15 protein-coding genes are annotated in these 17,173 nt (G+C 35.6%); 14 read left to right on the top strand and 1 reads right to left on the bottom strand.

What is annotated here, in order from left to right:
- Nucleotides 1-4 precede the first annotated feature (4 nt).
- The 7 genes from phnD to FIB07_02975 are packed head-to-tail and all read left to right on the top strand — an operon-like array spanning nt 5 to nt 7,905.
- A complete protein-coding gene (gene phnD / locus FIB07_03005; GenBank protein ID NJD51815.1) occupies nt 5-916 on the top strand; it encodes a phosphate/phosphite/phosphonate ABC transporter substrate-binding protein in 912 nt (303 codons plus the stop codon).
- On the top strand, nt 913-3,564 hold the full coding sequence (locus FIB07_03000) for a PAS domain S-box protein (protein NJD51814.1): 2,652 nt from the start codon (nt 913-915) through the stop codon (nt 3,562-3,564). The genes phnD and FIB07_03000 overlap by 4 nt, the downstream gene beginning before the upstream one ends.
- Nucleotides 3,564-3,974, top strand: a complete 411-nt coding sequence (locus FIB07_02995) for a response regulator (protein NJD51813.1) — start codon at nt 3,564-3,566, stop codon at nt 3,972-3,974. Before FIB07_03000 ends, FIB07_02995 begins: the two co-directional genes overlap by 1 nt.
- A 30-nt stretch (nt 3,975-4,004) precedes the next feature.
- Nucleotides 4,005-4,604, top strand: a complete 600-nt coding sequence (locus tag FIB07_02990; GenBank protein ID NJD51812.1) for a DUF2150 family protein — start codon at nt 4,005-4,007, stop codon at nt 4,602-4,604.
- A gap of 7 nt (nt 4,605-4,611) precedes the next feature.
- Nucleotides 4,612-5,544 carry a class I SAM-dependent methyltransferase gene (locus tag FIB07_02985; protein ID NJD51811.1) on the top strand — a complete coding sequence of 311 codons (933 nt, stop codon included), beginning with the start codon at nt 4,612-4,614 and terminating at the stop codon, nt 5,542-5,544.
- Nucleotides 5,545-5,573: 29 nt separating this feature from the next.
- Nucleotides 5,574-6,335 carry a TRAM domain-containing protein gene (locus FIB07_02980; protein ID NJD51810.1) on the top strand — a complete coding sequence of 254 codons (762 nt, stop codon included), beginning with the start codon at nt 5,574-5,576 and terminating at the stop codon, nt 6,333-6,335.
- A gap of 19 nt (nt 6,336-6,354) precedes the next feature.
- Nucleotides 6,355-7,905 (top strand): PQQ-like beta-propeller repeat protein, encoded by a 1,551-nt coding sequence (locus tag FIB07_02975; GenBank protein NJD51809.1) that lies wholly within the window; start codon nt 6,355-6,357, stop codon nt 7,903-7,905.
- Here FIB07_02975 and FIB07_02970 read toward each other — a convergent pair.
- On the bottom strand, nt 7,899-9,392 hold the full coding sequence (locus FIB07_02970; GenBank protein NJD51808.1) for a TIGR03663 family protein: 1,494 nt from the start codon (nt 9,390-9,392) through the stop codon (nt 7,899-7,901). The two genes, FIB07_02975 and FIB07_02970, sit on opposite strands and share 7 nt — an antisense overlap.
- Before the next feature lie 66 nt (nt 9,393-9,458).
- Here FIB07_02970 and FIB07_02965 point away from each other — a divergent pair, with 66 nt between their 5' ends.
- The 7 genes from FIB07_02965 (at nt 9,459) to FIB07_02935 (ending at nt 17,096) form a co-directional block, all read left to right on the top strand.
- Nucleotides 9,459-11,720 carry an oligosaccharyl transferase, archaeosortase A system-associated gene (locus tag FIB07_02965; GenBank protein ID NJD51807.1) on the top strand — a complete coding sequence of 754 codons (2,262 nt, stop codon included), beginning with the start codon at nt 9,459-9,461 and terminating at the stop codon, nt 11,718-11,720.
- The gene (locus FIB07_02960) at nt 11,720-13,333 is read left to right on the top strand and encodes a hypothetical protein (GenBank protein ID NJD51806.1); all 1,614 of its coding nucleotides are present in this window, start codon (nt 11,720-11,722) and stop codon (nt 13,331-13,333) included. The genes FIB07_02965 and FIB07_02960 overlap by 1 nt, the downstream gene beginning before the upstream one ends.
- Before the next feature lie 81 nt (nt 13,334-13,414).
- On the top strand, nt 13,415-14,047 hold the full coding sequence (locus FIB07_02955; protein ID NJD51805.1) for a hypothetical protein: 633 nt from the start codon (nt 13,415-13,417) through the stop codon (nt 14,045-14,047).
- A 3-nt stretch (nt 14,048-14,050) separates the two neighbouring features.
- Nucleotides 14,051-14,488 carry a hypothetical protein gene (locus tag FIB07_02950; protein ID NJD51804.1) on the top strand — a complete coding sequence of 146 codons (438 nt, stop codon included), beginning with the start codon at nt 14,051-14,053 and terminating at the stop codon, nt 14,486-14,488.
- Between the two features lie 67 nt (nt 14,489-14,555).
- The gene (locus FIB07_02945; protein ID NJD51803.1) at nt 14,556-15,209 is read left to right on the top strand and encodes a hypothetical protein; all 654 of its coding nucleotides are present in this window, start codon (nt 14,556-14,558) and stop codon (nt 15,207-15,209) included.
- 47 nt (nt 15,210-15,256) lie between these two features.
- The gene (locus FIB07_02940) at nt 15,257-15,982 is read left to right on the top strand and encodes a signal peptidase I (protein ID NJD51802.1); all 726 of its coding nucleotides are present in this window, start codon (nt 15,257-15,259) and stop codon (nt 15,980-15,982) included.
- Between the two features lie 22 nt (nt 15,983-16,004).
- Complete coding sequence (locus FIB07_02935) at nt 16,005-17,096, top strand: hypothetical protein (GenBank protein NJD51801.1); 1,092 nt, start codon at nt 16,005-16,007, stop codon at nt 17,094-17,096.
- Nucleotides 17,097-17,173 lie beyond the last annotated feature (77 nt).

Below are 17,173 nucleotides of genomic sequence, written 5' to 3'. Positions count from 1 at the left end.
TATAATGAAATATGCGTCTTTAATAATAGTAATTTTTATTTTATTAATATCCGGTTGTGTTGATAAAAAGGATAAAATTGACCTGAGTGTAACACAGGAAACTAATACATCATTTAGTGAGCCAGTAGTCAGGGTCGCAATTGCTTCGGTTGTTTCTCCGAAAGAATCTTATGAATATTATGGAGAAATGATTCAATATCTTTCGCAAAAACTCGGTGGGGAAGTAAAAATAATCCAGAAAAGAAGTTATCAGGAAATAAATGATATGGTCAAAAATAAAGAAATCGACTTTGCTTTTGTCTGTGGGGGGGCATATATTGACGGGAACTCGGAATTCGGGATGAAGATCCTTGTTGCGCCGGAAGTTTATGGAAATACCACATATAATTCATATATAATTGTCCACAACAATAGCAATTATACCAATTTTACCGGCTTAAGAGGCAAGAAATTTGCTTTTACGGACCCACTATCAAATTCGGGAAAACTTTATCCGGCATACAGGCTTTATCTAATTAATGAAACGCCGGGCTCTTTCTTTGGAATTGACGGGCAGGGAAGAGATAATTGGTTTTATACATACGGCCATGATAATTCCATAATTGCAGTAGCTGAGCAACTGGCAGAAGGAGCAGCTGTGGACAGCCTGGTTTATGAGTATATGAAAGAAACAAGCCCTGAAATAATAGCTAAAACGAGAATTATTGAAATATCACCATCTTTTGGTATTCCCCCGGTCGTAGTTTCAAAGGATATAGATCCTTTTCTGGAGGAAAAACTCAGAAATATCTTTTTGAATATGGATAAGGATGAAAAGGGAAAGAGAATACTTTCATTGATCAAGATCAACAGGTTCGTATATATTGATGATAAGGCTTATGATTCAATCAGGGAAATGAGGAAACAAATAAAATGAGTAGTCTGCGCGGCCGGATTATAATATCCATGCTGGCAATTATATTTTTAATCTTTTCAGGTTCATATTTTGTGATCCAGGATATACAAACAGGAATAATCGAGGGAGAGTTCAGGAATGAAGGATTTTTATTGGCAAATAATCTTGCCTCAGAAACCACAAATAATTTTCTAAGAAATGATCTGGTTGAAATCAAAAAATCATTCGAGAATGCAAAGAACAGCTATCCTGAGATCGAATATATATTTGTGACGGATTCGCAGGGAATTGTGATTGTTCATACTTTTGAGGACGGTTTTCCCAAAGCGCTACTCGATTTTGCCAGGCCTGAAAATGTCAGAAAAGAAGAGATATTAGAAACTGAAAATGGAACTATTCATGAATTTGATGCGCCACTTTTTAAAAATGTAGGATATATACATATAGGGTTATCAGAAAACAAGGTAAGAGCACAAATCCGTGATGCATCACGAAAAATCCTGTTTTTGGCTATTTGCGCCGTGCTGCTTGGTGGAATATTTGTCTATTTCATAGGAAAACGATTGACAGAGCCTATCATAAGACTTAATGAAGGGGCAAAAAGAATAAATAAAGGTATTCTTGACCAGAAGATAGAAGTAGGTTCCGATGATGAAATGGGGGAACTTGCACGGACATTTAACGATATGTCTTCTACCCTTGATCAAAAAATCAAGGAACTCACAACCTCAAAAGAAAAAACTGAAAATGCAGAAAAATATCTGGAAACATTGTTCGATAGTATTGAAGATGGAATTATTGTCATAAACATTAACCATGAGATCATTAAAATGAATAGCTCTTTCTTGAAGATGACAGGAATGAATGAAAAAGATGTTTTAGGAAAAACATGCCATGAATTGATTTTCGAAACATTACCATCCCAAAATAGAGATTGCCCGGTCAATAAATTATTGCAGACAGGACAGCCGATACGATTTGTACACCAAAGCAAATTCGACTCCGGTACAAAAATCCTTGATATAAATTCATCCCTGTTCATCGATATAAAGGGAAATCCAAATATTATAATGGTAATAAGAGATGTAACACAGCATAGAAATCTTGAAAATGAACTATTGCTTCGAAATCGTGAGCTTACGGTGCTAAATGAAATTTCAAAGAATATTAACGAAGCATTTGATATTGATCGGATAGTATCAAAATCACTTGAAAATATCCTGAAATTAACAAATATGGAATGTGGAGATGCCTATCTGATTGACGACAAGACCGGGAAATATAACCTGGTAACTCATCGGGGTGAAAAATGCAGTGATACTTTTGAACCCGGTGTAGTAAATGAAGTATTGATCTTTGAAGGCAGGGAAAATATTGTACCCGCAAAGAATAATGATTCTTTTGCAGTTATTCCACTTAAATCAAAAGATAAAGTTTTTGGGATAATTAAGATCAGCAGCAAAAAAAATCATATTTTTTCAGGGAGGGACAAAGAACTTTTTCGGGCTATTGGAAACCAGATAGGTGTAGCTATTGAGAACATCAGTTTCTATGATAATATAAAATATCTCAAAGAATTTAACGATGAAATACTGAACAATGTAAACCTGGCATTACATGTTATTGATAGGGATATGAGGATACTTGCTGTAAACGATGAATTAATTAAGCTTGGCAGGGGCAGGATAAAGAAAGAAGACATTTTATATAAAAATATTTACTATGTATTTCCATTCCTCAAGGAAAAAAATGTGGATCTGGAATATGATCATGTCATTAAAACCGGAGAAATTTTTCAAAGTGAGGAAAAAATACAATATTATGATGAAACAATATATACAAGTACCAGCAAAATCCCCATCAAGGACAAAAATGGAGTTGTGGAAAAGATTATAACTGTTATAAAGGACGTATCTGAAAAGAGAAAACTTGAAGAAGAACTTAAAGACTCTTATGAAGAACTCAAATTAACATATTCAAAACTCCAGGAAATGTATAAGATCAAAGATAATTTTCTTTCAAGTATATCTCACGAACTTAGAACCCCACTCACATCTGTTATGGGATACACTGAATTAATGCTGGAAGAGAATTTGACGCAAAACCAGATTCATAAAATTGAGATCATATTCCGGAATTCAAAACGATTATACAGGTTGATAAGGTCGCTTCTTGATACCCAGATAATCGACTCAAGCGATCTCCAGCTCACCAGAGAAAAGATAGTGATCAATGAACTTATCATAGCTGTGGTCGAAGATATGAAGAACATTGCAGTTAGTAAGAATATACCCATAACCATTGATATTCCTGATCTCTTGATCATTGAGGGAGATAACGAAAGATTAATAGAGGTATTTTCAAATATTGTGGAAAATGCAATTAAATTTACGATTACAGGTGAGATAGTTATAAAAGGGGAGTTGGATACCGAAAATATCCATCTTGTGATCAGCGACACCGGGATTGGTATCCCTGAAGATAAGCTGAATAAAATATTTGACCGGTTCTATCAGGTGGATTCATCAGACAAAAGAAAATACGGCGGTACCGGATTGGGTTTATGGATATCGAAGAAAATTATAGACGCGCATAATGGCCGAATATGGGCGGAAAGTAAAAATAGAGGAAGTACCTTTCATATTTTATTACCAAAATGGGTGAAATAATGAGTACAGATAATTCAACAAAAAAAGTTCTTATAGTGGATGATGAACCAGATACGCTGGAACTTGTTAAGCTGGTACTTGAAAGCGGGGGTTTTGAAGCTGTTCTTGCAAATAACGGAAAGGAAGCCCTGGCCCAAATAGCTACCTTACGTCCCGATCTTGTTCTTCTGGACATCATGATGCCGGATATGGACGGATGGGATGTGTTCAGGAAAATGAAAGAAAGAGACCCGGGCATTCCCATCGCTATTTTAACAGCAAAAGCGCAGAATATCGATAAATTGCTGGGTTTACATGTTTTAAAGGCTGACGATTATATAACTAAACCATTCGGGAAAAATGAATTGATCAGCAAAGTGAGGAAATTAACAGGATTAACAGATAAAAAGCAAATAACGACCATAAATTAAAATATTATTCAAAACAATGGAGAGAATATCATGCAAGTACAAAAAATTGTAATTCCCTTTTATACACAGGAAAGATGGCAGAACTGGATAATACAGGTCAAAGAAAGCGGTTTTAAGATCGATGATGAGCAAAAAGGAGCGATTTTTGTTAATATGGAAGATGATGTTGTCCTTGCATGCCTTAAAATTATTGCAAAATTTGAAAAGAACTTAATCACAAAAGAAGATGCACTGGGACAGATCACATCGATCAAGGAAATAGTTCTTAAGCAAGTTGAGCCCATTTCCGAGGACATTGATATGATGATCGAATCCATGCAATTATCGCTAATGGGCGTTTTTGCTTCATGTGAATGCTACATAGAGAAAGCATTTGAAAAAACAAAATCTCTCAAGCCTTTAATCAAAAAAGCAATAGAAGCCGAGAAAGAAGAGAATATGGGTGCAGTGCTTGGGAATATTGCGGAGATCGGCGCAAACATCCTCGCGGGCGGAAAAATAAAAGATAAGGACCTTGAGGATATTCCTGACGGACTTGTGGCTGAATGGCTTGATGGGGTAGACTCACTCAGGGCAGCTATGATAGGGGATACAAGCTATCGTGATGATGAGCCCGATGAAGGCAATTGAAATTTAGATGCTAATCCACAAAATCTTAGGTCTTCCTGAAGATGAGAATGTCTGTTTTGTTGAAGAAAGCTTTGCTTCTTTAAAAAACAATACGCTTACATTACAGTATCTGGAAAATATCAGTAAAGACCCGGACGCTCCGGTATCAGGGATAAAAGATGAAGATGATAATATTATCGGCCTGGTTCTTATTAATCCTGAATCCGAAGAATCAGAATCGTTCCATGCAATTTTTACAAACATAATTTCTTCAAGACCAATTCCAACTAATAGCAGCAGGATTTTTTCCGGAATTGTCAGAAATATGAAGCTGCAAAATTCGTATAAAACGACGATCCGGGAATTTAGCGAAGCTGTAAATGAATATTTTTCCATCGAACTTGTTAACAGGCATTTATGTGAAAATTGCCACGTAAACAAAGAACCCTATAATATGGTTTATATTGAAAGCAGGAATGCCAGGTTAAAAGGAATCCTTGATAGATATAGACTCAAGGGCAATATACTGGAAATATGCTGCGGGAACGGGATGTCCACTCTGCCGCTCCATAATATGGGATATGATCCTCTATCTGTCGATTATGATAAATGCCAGATATGCCAGGGACTTGAACATAATGTGCTTGACCCGAAGAGGACAATAGTTATTGATGCCACCAGGCTTTGCGAATTCTTCAATATAAATTCTTTTGATACAATAGTTGGCTTTATGCTCGGGACGATATATCCATTCAATAAAAGTGTGTGGGAAAAGATGATGACTGAATCAGTGTCGATTCTCAAACCGGCAGGAATGATACTGCTAACAGTAAATAAGAAAGAAGAGATAGAGATATTGATAAACGCACTTGAAATAAATGGGATCAGCGGGGAATTAATTGATAATACCGATGGCAAAGGCATTTATGACCAGTGGGTATATGTAGGAACTAAAGAATAAAATATTAATAGTAATAAAGGATCAATGAAATGCCGCGAGACAGAAGGGATTTTTTCTATAGAAAAGCAAAGGATGAAGGTTATCGTTCCCGCGCTGCTTTTAAACTCAAGCAGATCAATGAAAAATTTAAGATAATAAAAAAAGGAAATACTGTTGTTGATCTTGGCGCGGCGCCAGGGGGATGGCTCCAGGTCGCAAAAGAACTCTCCGGCGGAATAGTTGTAGGTGTGGATATTCTGGATATCGAGGAGATAGAAGGTGTGGATGTAATAAAAGGTGATATCCGACTTGATAAAACCATTGGAAATATAAGGAAAAAGATCGAGTCGGATAAAGCTGATGTCGTAATTTGCGATGCTGCGCCTAACCTTTCAGGAAGCTGGAGTTATGACCATGCCCGCTCTATTGACCTTTCAACTTCAGCTCTAGAGTGCGCAAGAAAGATACTGAAGAACGGAGGGAATTTTGCGGTTAAAGTATTCCAGGGAGACATGTTCCCGGACTTCCTTAATAAGGTTCGCCTGTATTTTGGAAAGGTACAGGCTTTTTCCCCTGAAGCGTCCCGGCAGCAGAGCGCTGAAATATATGTTATCGGGAAGGAATTACTGACTGACGCGGTCAAAATGAACGGGGAATATGCCGTCACGATAGAGGACACTGGCGCAAGCGGGGACGGGATCGCAAAGATCAATGATTTCGTTGTGTTCGTAAAAGATGCAAAAAAGGGAGAGAAACTTAATATCCGGATCAGGTTCATAAAACCCAATTTTGCGTTCGGGGATAGAATTTAACCGAAGTCATAAGAGTTATATGCTTGAGTATCTAATTGTAAATAAGCTATTAAGAGCGAAATCAGGCGGGAAAAAGAAAGTGGATATTTTGACCTTATACACACATCTTCATAAATTACTAATCATGAGCCTTATTTTCATCTTCTTGCCTTTATCAGTATCAGCGAACTGGCAGAATTATGGTGGTGATCTTGGGCATAGCGGTTATTCAGATAGTTCGCCAGTTCCGCTGGAATTAAGGTGGGAATACCGTATAGGGACTTCAGAAATATCTGCACCCATAATTGATGCAGGAATACTTTTTGTGGGTTCTGATGATAATAATCTGTATGCTATAGACGCTGTTAAAGGTGAGCTAAAATGGCAGTTCCCCACTCTTGGGAAAGTCTATACACCGGCAGCAAAAAACGGGGTGGTTTTTGCAGCTTCTTTTGATAATAATATTTATGCTTTAGATTATGATGGAAACCAGAAATGGATATCAAATGCCGGATTTAGTACGGCCTCGCCACCAATCGTTTATAATAATATTCTCTATGGGGGGTTTGATAAATATATTTATGCAATATTTATTAACAATGGCAGTATAGACTGGAGATATGCAACTGATGGAAAAGTAGAATCCTCCCCGGCTATCTCACAGGGCCTTGTTTATGCTGGTTCACATGATGATAATTTATATGCTCTTGATGCAAGAAATAAAAATCTCAGATGGAAATATACTACCGGCGGGAGTATCACATCATCCCCGGCTGTGATCAATGGGATTGTATTTGTAGGAGCAAATGATAACAACGTTTATGCTATTGACTCTAATAGCGGAGAATTGAAATGGCGAGAAAAAACGAATGATATAGTAAGATCAACTCCTGCAGTTTTTCAAAATTCGATTTATATAGGCTCTAATGATAATACATTATATGCAATGAATATTGATAATGGGGATATCCTCTGGAAATTTGTAACGGGTGGATGGATCGACTCTCAGCCGATAGTGACAAAAGATATTGTTTATTCAGGATCGAAGGACGGAACAATTTACGCTATTGACAGGGAAAAAGGAACTAAAATCAGTAGTTATGATGCAGGTAGCGGAATAATATCCCTGGCAATATCGGATAATTTGTTATATGCTACATCAGATGATGGTTATGTCCGTGCTTTTGGATTAGAAGTCCCTGAATCTTCAATAGTTCCTAATGTTGCTCCGGATTTGATCCTTCCTGAAATTAAAATAAATCCTATTCCTATAAACACTACTTCTGAAATACTGACTGTATCAGGCACAGCAACGGATTCAAGTGGTATTATAATGGTAACTGTCAATGGTATAGAAGCCGGGGCTGAGAACTGGAAAGCAACCTTGACCCTTGATAATGGCACAAATATTATATCAATAAAGGCAGTAGATAAAGCAGGAAATATTAAATCCGAGGTCCGTACGGTTAAATATATTCCACCTGTAGACCGGGAAACATCACCTGTCGGAACACCGGGATTTTCACTTTATCTTGGTGTAATATCCGTACTGATAATTTTAATTTTGAATAAAAATAAAAAAAATCAATAATATATATACACGCCGGATTTTTCAAAGCGCTTACTATTATTGTATCCAAATTTTCCCATGTTTGTTATGTTTGTTGAAGAAATAATCACTCCTTTTGTTTTATAAGGGTGAACAAAGTCCTTTGCATTATCTGAGTATTTTGCATTAAATAAATAATTTAATTCAATGGCGTAACCTTTATCAGCCTGTAATAAATTATACTCCCTTAAATACCATGGAAGGGGCCATTGTATGGTATAAAAATTCCCAAGAAGTGATACTAAATATATATCATTTTGTTCACCTTTATTTATTTTAATAAATTGATTAATCTCTTCATATTCATTGTTAGAGTTAATTAAAAGAGGATTATTAATTAATACCAATACAATAAGCAGTATAATTATTATTGATGTAAAATTCATTCTGTTTTTATTGAAAAATCTCTCTATTATTTCACCAAGAAAAAACCCGGAAACAATTATAAAAGGCAATATAATATTCAGTATAAGATCAGGAGTTTTATATTTAATCATAGAAAAAATTAATAATGATAATATAGCCCAGAAAGAACAAAAAAGAATAAAATAACTTTTATCTTTTAATAATATATAATATATGGAGCCAATTAAACCCGTAATGAAAATAATAAATTCAAATTTCAATAGGTTTATTAAATAAAAATAATACGGTTGAAATAGAATTTCTTTTAGATTACCACTTGGATAATAAATTTGGTAAACCCAATTATATATCGCCTTAAAAAATCCATCTGATAAATTATTATAAAATAAATAATTGATAGAAATAAAGATTAATATAATGTAAATTATGATAAAGCTAATTTTATTATTTTTGCCAGTTTGCGTATTTAATTCTTCATAGATCCTATAAAAAACATTTTTATTCAATATAAGGAAATAGACTATGATAAACATAAAAATATATGTTGTAGGCTTTATGGCCATAGTTATTGCTAAACAAGCAGAACCTGAATAAAGATATAATGTTGAATGATGCTCAAAGAATAATATCATGCATACTATAAAGGCAAGAATGAAAAACGCCAGGAAAATATCGTGTCTTAATTGTCTTGAAAATGTTATGAAAGAATAAGAAAATGCGATCATGCCTGATATTAATAAAAATTTAACATCTCCAAAATATCGGCGTAATGGAAAGAGTAATAAAACCATCCCTCCCCCAAATAAAGCCGGGAATAATCTAGCCGATAATATATTATCTCCCAGAACTTGAAAGATCCCAGCAGTCATATAATATAGAAAAGGTCCATGAGTAGTAGGATTATATACATAAATATTATATTTAAATAATAAAAATGATGTAAAAGCATGAATACTTTCATCAAAGTCAAGAGGATTTTCTGCAGGTTTAAATAGCCTCAGTAAAAAACCCGCGATAGCTATAAAAATAAAAACAATCAGTGTTTTATCCAATTTTCCTGGAAATTTAAATATCATAAAGGCATGTATGCAGGAATTTGACATTCAATAAAAACCTATCGAAAAAATCAAAAAATTACTTTTGTAAAGCTTAAATAGTTATATTATTGTATGAGTTTATACGCAAAAATGACAATTTGGAATAAAATCAGGCCGGAATCTAAGACTTTCATTTTCTTATTTCTAATACTTTTAATAGGTTTTAAAGTAAGGCTTTTTACTTTTTCGCAGGTTTTTGAGCCAGGCAGGGTAGTGTTTCTTGAGGCAGATCCATATTACCACATGTGGCGGGTATTTTCATATATAGAGACTTTCCCCGGGACGTTCTTTTTCGATCCGTTCCTTAATTTTCCATACGGTGCTGCCGTAGGGTGGCCACCTCTTTCAGATCAAAGCATCGCCCTGGTCTCTTTAATTGCCGGTTCTGGCAATCCGGGTACGTATCTTGTTGAAATAATAGGTGCATTTACCCCCGTATTTACAGGAATTATTTCTATAATTTCAGTATATTATATTGCAAAAGAAATTTTTAATGAACGTGCAGGTCTATATAGTTCCCTTTTACTTGCAGTGATGCCGGCGCATGCCCAGATATCGTTCGTGGGATTTGTTGACCATCATATTCTTGAGGTGCTTATTTCGGTTATAGCTTATTTGTTTTTTATGAGATCTTTAAAAAACGATTCCTACAGGTTCTCTATCTTATCCGGGATTATGATCGGATTATCGTTTCTTACATGGATCGGAGCTCCGATATTTATCGGGATAATATTATCTTATGTAATCATTCAGTTTATCATTGATAAAAAATCTAATGTTGATTCTAATTATCTTCTAAAAACCGGGATTATTTCATTTTCCATCGCTTTTTTTACGATTCTGCTTTTTTATCTCTGGATACCATGGCAGAAAAATCTGCAAGCAGGTGTGCTGTCATATTTCCAGTTAATGTATGTATTTTTTGGTGCGATAATAGTTGTTTTTTTAGGAATAATTTCCAGGTTCATGAAAGGCCAGAAATGGATTTTCTACCCATTAATATTAATTGTTATTTTTGCTTCTTTCTTTTTCATGATGGTAATTAGCTTGCCATCTTTTTACGAAAATTTATTGAACAGTATAGGATATTTGCTAAGGGATGCGTCTGCCATAAAACAGGTAATTGAGGCGCAACCTTTATTTTATACATATGATGGGATTTTTTTAGGATGGCGATTTTTCAGTAATCCTGTGTGGTATCAATTCTCTTTTAGTTTTTATTTTGCGATCATAGGATTTTTCTTATTAATTTATTATAGTCGAAGAGGGGCCGATAAAGGAACATTATTTCTCATAATATGGACTTTATTAGTCGTGTCACTTGCTCTATCCCAGAGGCGTTTTACTTATATGCTTGCAGTAAATGTGGCGATATTATCGGGATTCTTATTGGATAAGGTCGCATTATATAGTTGTAATACTGGTAAATTCAAAACTTTTCACCTGAAATCGGATTATATTGCTTTGTTCATTCTCACGATTCTTGTTATTCCAAATTCCGTGATGGCGTATAATATGGCACAATCTCCGCCCAAAATCTCGGATGACTGGTATGATTCATTGGTGTGGTTAAGAGATAACACCCCTGATCCTGGAAGAATCCCCCAGTATGGTGTTATGGCATGGTGGGATTATGGCAACTGGATATTGTATATTTCAAAACGTCCGGTTGTAGCCAATAATTTCCAGATCGGCGGTGATGAAGCTGCCAGGTTTTTCACAGAGGATAATGAAATACTTGCAAATGAGATAATGGATAAAAGAAAAGCAAGATATGTTGTTATGGATATGCAAATGGGGTTAAATAAGTTCAGTCAGGGTGATCAAGTAGTTATAAAAGGGACATTTTTTGGTATTGCAAATTTAGCAAACAAAGATATCGGGATGTATTTTGATAAAAATAATTTTCCCAATAATAATTATTTCCAAACAATGTATTCAAAAATGCATGTGTTCGATGGCGCAGGACTTAAAAACTACAGAATGATATATGAATCAAAGGAAATGCATTATGACATATTTGACAACGTAAGCAGGGACATTAAAATATTTGAATATGTAATGGGTGCAAGGATAATTGGAAATGCTACATCGAATGAATCTGTAATGCTTTCAGGCACGATAATTACAAACCAGAAAAGAAGATTTGAGTATACACAAAAAAATAATACAGATGAAAACGGATATTTTGAATTTATAGTTCCATATTCAAAAGAAAGTCCTTACAGGACAAAGTTATTAGAAGGCTTTACATTAAAATATGATAATATTACCCGTTCTATTAATGTTTCAGAAAAAGATATCCTTAATGGTAATACAATATCGGTGAACTGATGAAAAATCTATATAAAATTTTAATAATTCCAATTATTATTTTTCTATTTATTATCCCGGCATTAGCTGATGATATTGAATGGGTGGACCCCCAGGAAAAGACATTAAGGTTGATGGAATTTGTGATCAGGGATGGTTTTTATATTGAAGCTTCGGATTTTTATGATAACAGCTCCCTTATTTCCGTATATGATAAAGACCACAATATAATATCAAAAAATCTAACACGGATCAATGATTGGATGAATATAAACGACCAGATGAATATCACGATCGTAAATCTTCAGGAAAAAAGGGGGAATATCGGAGCGAGCCTCGGACTCAATGTTGTTGTTGATCAATCGGTCAGGATTGAGACCAGGGTTGCAGGGCGGCCAATACCCAGGGTATCAATCGCTCCCAATGAAGAAAGGATCAAAAATAAAATGGTAGTCAGGCGGTCATTTGTCCCGGGTTCTGAGATCTCCTTTAATTTTTCAGTAAGGAATGACGGCAAAGCCGTATTAAAGGATACGATACTCAGGATCAATTCAAGTTTGCCTTTGCTTGTTGATGATAAATTGTATTATGAATTGCTCGATATAACTGCCGGAAATGAATCAGACGCTAATACAGTTCGTTTCAGGGCTCCATATGTTGAAGAAAAAAAAAATTTTACGATATTTGCACAGGCCAGTGGAAATGACAGGTTCGGTAAGACTTATAAGGTTGTTGATTCTATTAATATTGAAGTAAAGCCGCAGACCGAAAAAAGAATTGATATTAGAAAATCCGTAACTGAAAAGATTTATATGGGAGATGTTGCCGTTGTTTCTGTATTTATAAAGAATAATGAGAGTCGGAAAATTGAAAACCTGACCCTTGAGGAAGCTATTCCCGGTGGTCTTATACCAGTAAATCCAAATATGTCCTGGAATTTCTCATTAGGTCCCCTTGAGGAAAAATCGATATCTTATATGGTAAAACCCCAAAAACCCGGTACTTATTTTTTCCAGCCTGGCAGTTCCAGGATCGAATACCAGGATGGTCTGGAATATAATAAAAATCTTGACAAACTTATAGTGAACGGCCCTTATGTAGTATTATCAAAGTACTCAAATATTGAAAATCCTGCAAAAGGAGATAATGTGACTGTTACGATAGAGGCCAAAAACCAGGGAAATGTAGCAGCTATAGTAAAAATTATGGATAGTGTTCCGGTTAATTACTCATTAAAATCCGGGAACATATCTTTTTCAAATATATTAAAAACTGTTGTTCTTCGGGCAGGTAACGCTACTTCATTCTCATACACATTAAATATTAATGATACAGGCATTTTCATTCTTCCCCCCGCAAAAGCGACCGTTCTGGACCAGTTCCTTTACCAGGATGAGCGGTATATACAAAAGATCAATTCAGGAAATATCAGCTTTAATGTAAAAGAATCCATAATTGCGCAGCAGCAGCCTGTTAAAATTACCAGGACTCCTGTACCGATGATCACTCCTGAAAAGATAAGTACTTCTGTTCCAACCGGAACAGCGGCTCCAACGCCCAAATCTACCCCGGGATTTCAGGAATATGTTGTTATTATACTCTTCATAGTAATATTAAGATTATTCAGGTCATAGATGATTAAAAATTATAAAACTTCAAGAAAAAAAATAGTGCCAATAAATAAAAATATAATTTTTATTATTTGTACTATGGTTATGTTACCTTTTCTGTTCGCAGGTCCTGCCAGTGCTTATGAGAGGCCTGAATTTAAAGATGGGGTAGGAGCACGCTGGCATGATGCCAAAATATGTTTACCATGCCACTATATGCTTGCAGGGACAGAAAAGGCAAGTGCGATTTCCAGTTCTTGTGAAAATTGCCATTCCAATCAGGTAAAAGGTTATGCTAAGGGTGATGATAGGAAAATTGATATGACGAAAATAGCAAATCTTCACAAGGATATAGTTTGCATACGATGTCATGTTGGGTTAAAATCCCAAAAAAATGTAACTGCGGGGGATTTCCACAGGGTAATGAGCAAAACTGCATGTCTGAGTTGCCACACATATGAAAACGGTACTTATAAGAAGCCATTGAAAACCAGATGTTCGGATTGTCATAATGTGAATCCGCATGTCGTACATGGCAAAAGAATTGAAAAAATGTGTGTGGCATGCCATGGTGAATATATAGAAGTATATGTTAATAGTCTTGGGGCAGAAGATAAAGCAAAGCTTCCTTCATTATCAAATATATCCATGCCAAACATATCAAATAAGCCCGAATATCCATCTATCGGAGAATTTATTATTAAGTTATTAGGACAGTTTACGCAAATATTGAGGTAAATCATGAAAACGAAAATAATTTTGTTATTCCTTCTTGGAATAGTAGCTTCAGGATGTATAGAAAATCCTTTAAAACAGGTACCCGTATTGAAGGTGAATATTTCATTCGTGGAAAAAGGGGATTATGTGGTCCCGGAAAATCTTACCTTTACTCAGGGAATGGTCGATTATGCTGCAAGACCCAGAAATACTATTGCACAGGCATTCCCGGCCATATCCGGCAGGACACTGGTAGTAAGGAATGGTACAAAAGCGAGCATGAACGCAACCGGTCCCTGGGAGGTGTTACCATATAAAGGAAATGGCACATATACATTCAACATAGGTTTTGACGAAGAATATTACCCGCAAGTCAATGACTCTGTGCATATATCTATAATTGTCGTAGATGAAAAAGGACGACGGATAGGGTATGTTGTGGAGGATATGATATGGGGTTAATCGAAATGTATATAAACTAATATGACTTTATACTAATTATACCCAAATTAAACCCAAATTGGGTAAAATGAAATGGGTAGGAAAGGATGTGAAAAATATGACAAATAAATTAGTAATATTGGGAATAGCAATTCTGGCTATTGGCTTGGTTGCCCTGCCAGAAACACTTGCTTTATTCGCAGGCCAGCATAACTGGTATGATGTAGATAAAACAAATACAACAGATATGGGTGTACCTTGCGCTAAATGCCACGCAGATGTCCAGCAACAGATGGATGCTATGGGTGGAAATGGAGCACATGCAGATGGCCAAACAACATGCGTTGAATGCCACATTACGTCTCAAACTGAGCTTGGAGCGATTGTTTCCGGAAATAGCAGTGGAAACATCCATGCAGCAGCTGCACCGGCATGTATGGACTGCCATGGTGTCAGTGGTAACATATTCGCCGCACCTATGGCAACTTCGATCTACAATGGATCTAAAGAAGCACATAAGGACTTTGTTAACTCGGCAAATGCTACACAGGGTGACCTGATGGAAGGATCCAATGAAGCATGCATCGGCTGCCATACACATGTTGCAGTAACAATAACATGGAACAAGCCTACCAGATTATCCTTCATAGCAGACAGCAATGAAACCGGTGTCTGGACTGTCAGCAACTTCCAGTCAAGTGGTGTAAACACAACTGTTACAAATTCAACTGCAGAATATTAATATCTGTACAAATAAAAGGAAAATTTTTTCCTTTTCTTTTTTTTTTTATGTTTTTACCGCTACTGAGTATTTTGGTCATTGCATCTCTTTTTATATCTTTGATCATTTTGAGGAAGTCAATACTTAACAATGACTTTTTTAATCCTGTAAAACGCTATTCTTTATCATACCATAGAAAATCCAGCATAAATAATTACATAAGGGATATTTCCAAACAACCTCAGGATTCCCAGAAGATGATACTCAAAGAAGTAATGATCTTTTCTATTTTTTCATTAATTATGTTAATTATTGCATCAAAAAGTATATTCTTTACAGCAGTAGTATCCGGAAGTATGGTACCTACGTTTGAAAGAAACGACCTGATCCTGATGCAAAATATAGGTAAATCATATAACATCGGGGATATCGTAATGTTCATTGACCCTTATACAAGCCGGCCCGTAACTCACAGGATAGCTAAGATTGGCGATGACGGCATGATAAGAACAGCAGGGGATTTCTCAGGCCTGATGGACGGATGGAAGATCACGAAAGAAAATATTCTTGCAAAAGCTATTACTATTAATGGAAAGCCTATTGTTATCAAAAGATACGGGAGATTTTTCATAGTTGATGCCAAGGACCAGCAGTTAGCTCTTTTTGGAAATGATTACAGGAGTTATTTCCTGTTTTTCCAGGTGATCAAAATTTACGGTTATGTTATTATAGTTCTTTGTATAATATTATATATTACTCTTTCATTCAAGAAAAAGCCATGGCAAAATAGATAAAGTTTACAATGAATGTAGATACATGGAAATAAGGCATCAATTACTTATCGGGGCATTAATTGTCGCTGCGATATTTTTATTACCTTCAGTTTATTCCCTGTTTTCAGGAGAGCATAATATATATCCTTCAGGAATATCCCGATGTTTAAAATGCCATCCTGACATCAGGCAGGACCTGGATTCATCAATACATCATACATATTTTTCATGTGAAAATTGCCATTATTTAAATGAATCATTAAATCAGCTGCATAGCAGTGATGTCCCCGGATGTCTTGATTGCCATGGTATGCCTTTGCGTATTGTGACGGATTCAAATAATAATACATTTATGACCCCTTTAGCACAAGTATTCGGAGAAAACATAACAAATGCAGAATCCCATAATCCTTTTATCAGCGGCGCAGTTTCAAATTCTTTGATGAAAGGTGAGAATGAAGCTTGCATATTCTGCCATTCAGATTATTATAAAAATGTTAATTTTACAAGACCGGAATTTATTGAATGGGACGTATTAAATTCATCAGGTACATGGACAATAAGCAATCTTGTAATAGGACAAATGAAGATAATTAATGGAATAAACACAACCGGGAATCCTGGTGGGAAACTGCATAACATTAATCTGGTTACAACCTATACGGATTGTATATCCTGTCATGAAGATATTAAACAGGCAGCTCTGGCAGGTGGTCATTCTAATGAACAATGGAGAAAAAATCATAATTTATCCGCTTATTCAGACCTTAATTCCTATTGTAAATCATGCCATAAACCATTAACTCAGAATAATGCTGGAACATCGCCCTATCCTGCAAACCCATTCAATTTGCCAGTCCACAATTCAATGACTATATCATGCATGGATTGCCACGGCAGGTCAGGAAATCTTTTTGTGGATATCAATGGGGCGACAAGAACACCCCCCTATAACAGCAGCAGTATGGGGAATATCGAGAATTCCATCACTTTGCAGCCTGCTTTTATTCAGGGTTATTTCTGTATGGCCTGTAAAAATACGGGAAATCCTGTTCCGAATAATTCATTACACTTTAAATACTATACTGAACCACAGGTAACAATATATGTCAATGGAACGCAACAATATCCGTGACACTATGAAGAATCCGCTATTGAATACTACCGAAGATATATCATCGGCTCCTGTCCAGCATTTATCTTTATTTGAAA

Source organism: Candidatus Methanoperedens sp. (assembly GCA_012026795.1).
Classification (GTDB): Archaea; Halobacteriota; Methanosarcinia; order Methanosarcinales; family Methanoperedenaceae; genus Methanoperedens.
Note: the sequence above shows the minus strand (reverse complement) of the source record. Positions and strands in the feature narration are given on the sequence as shown.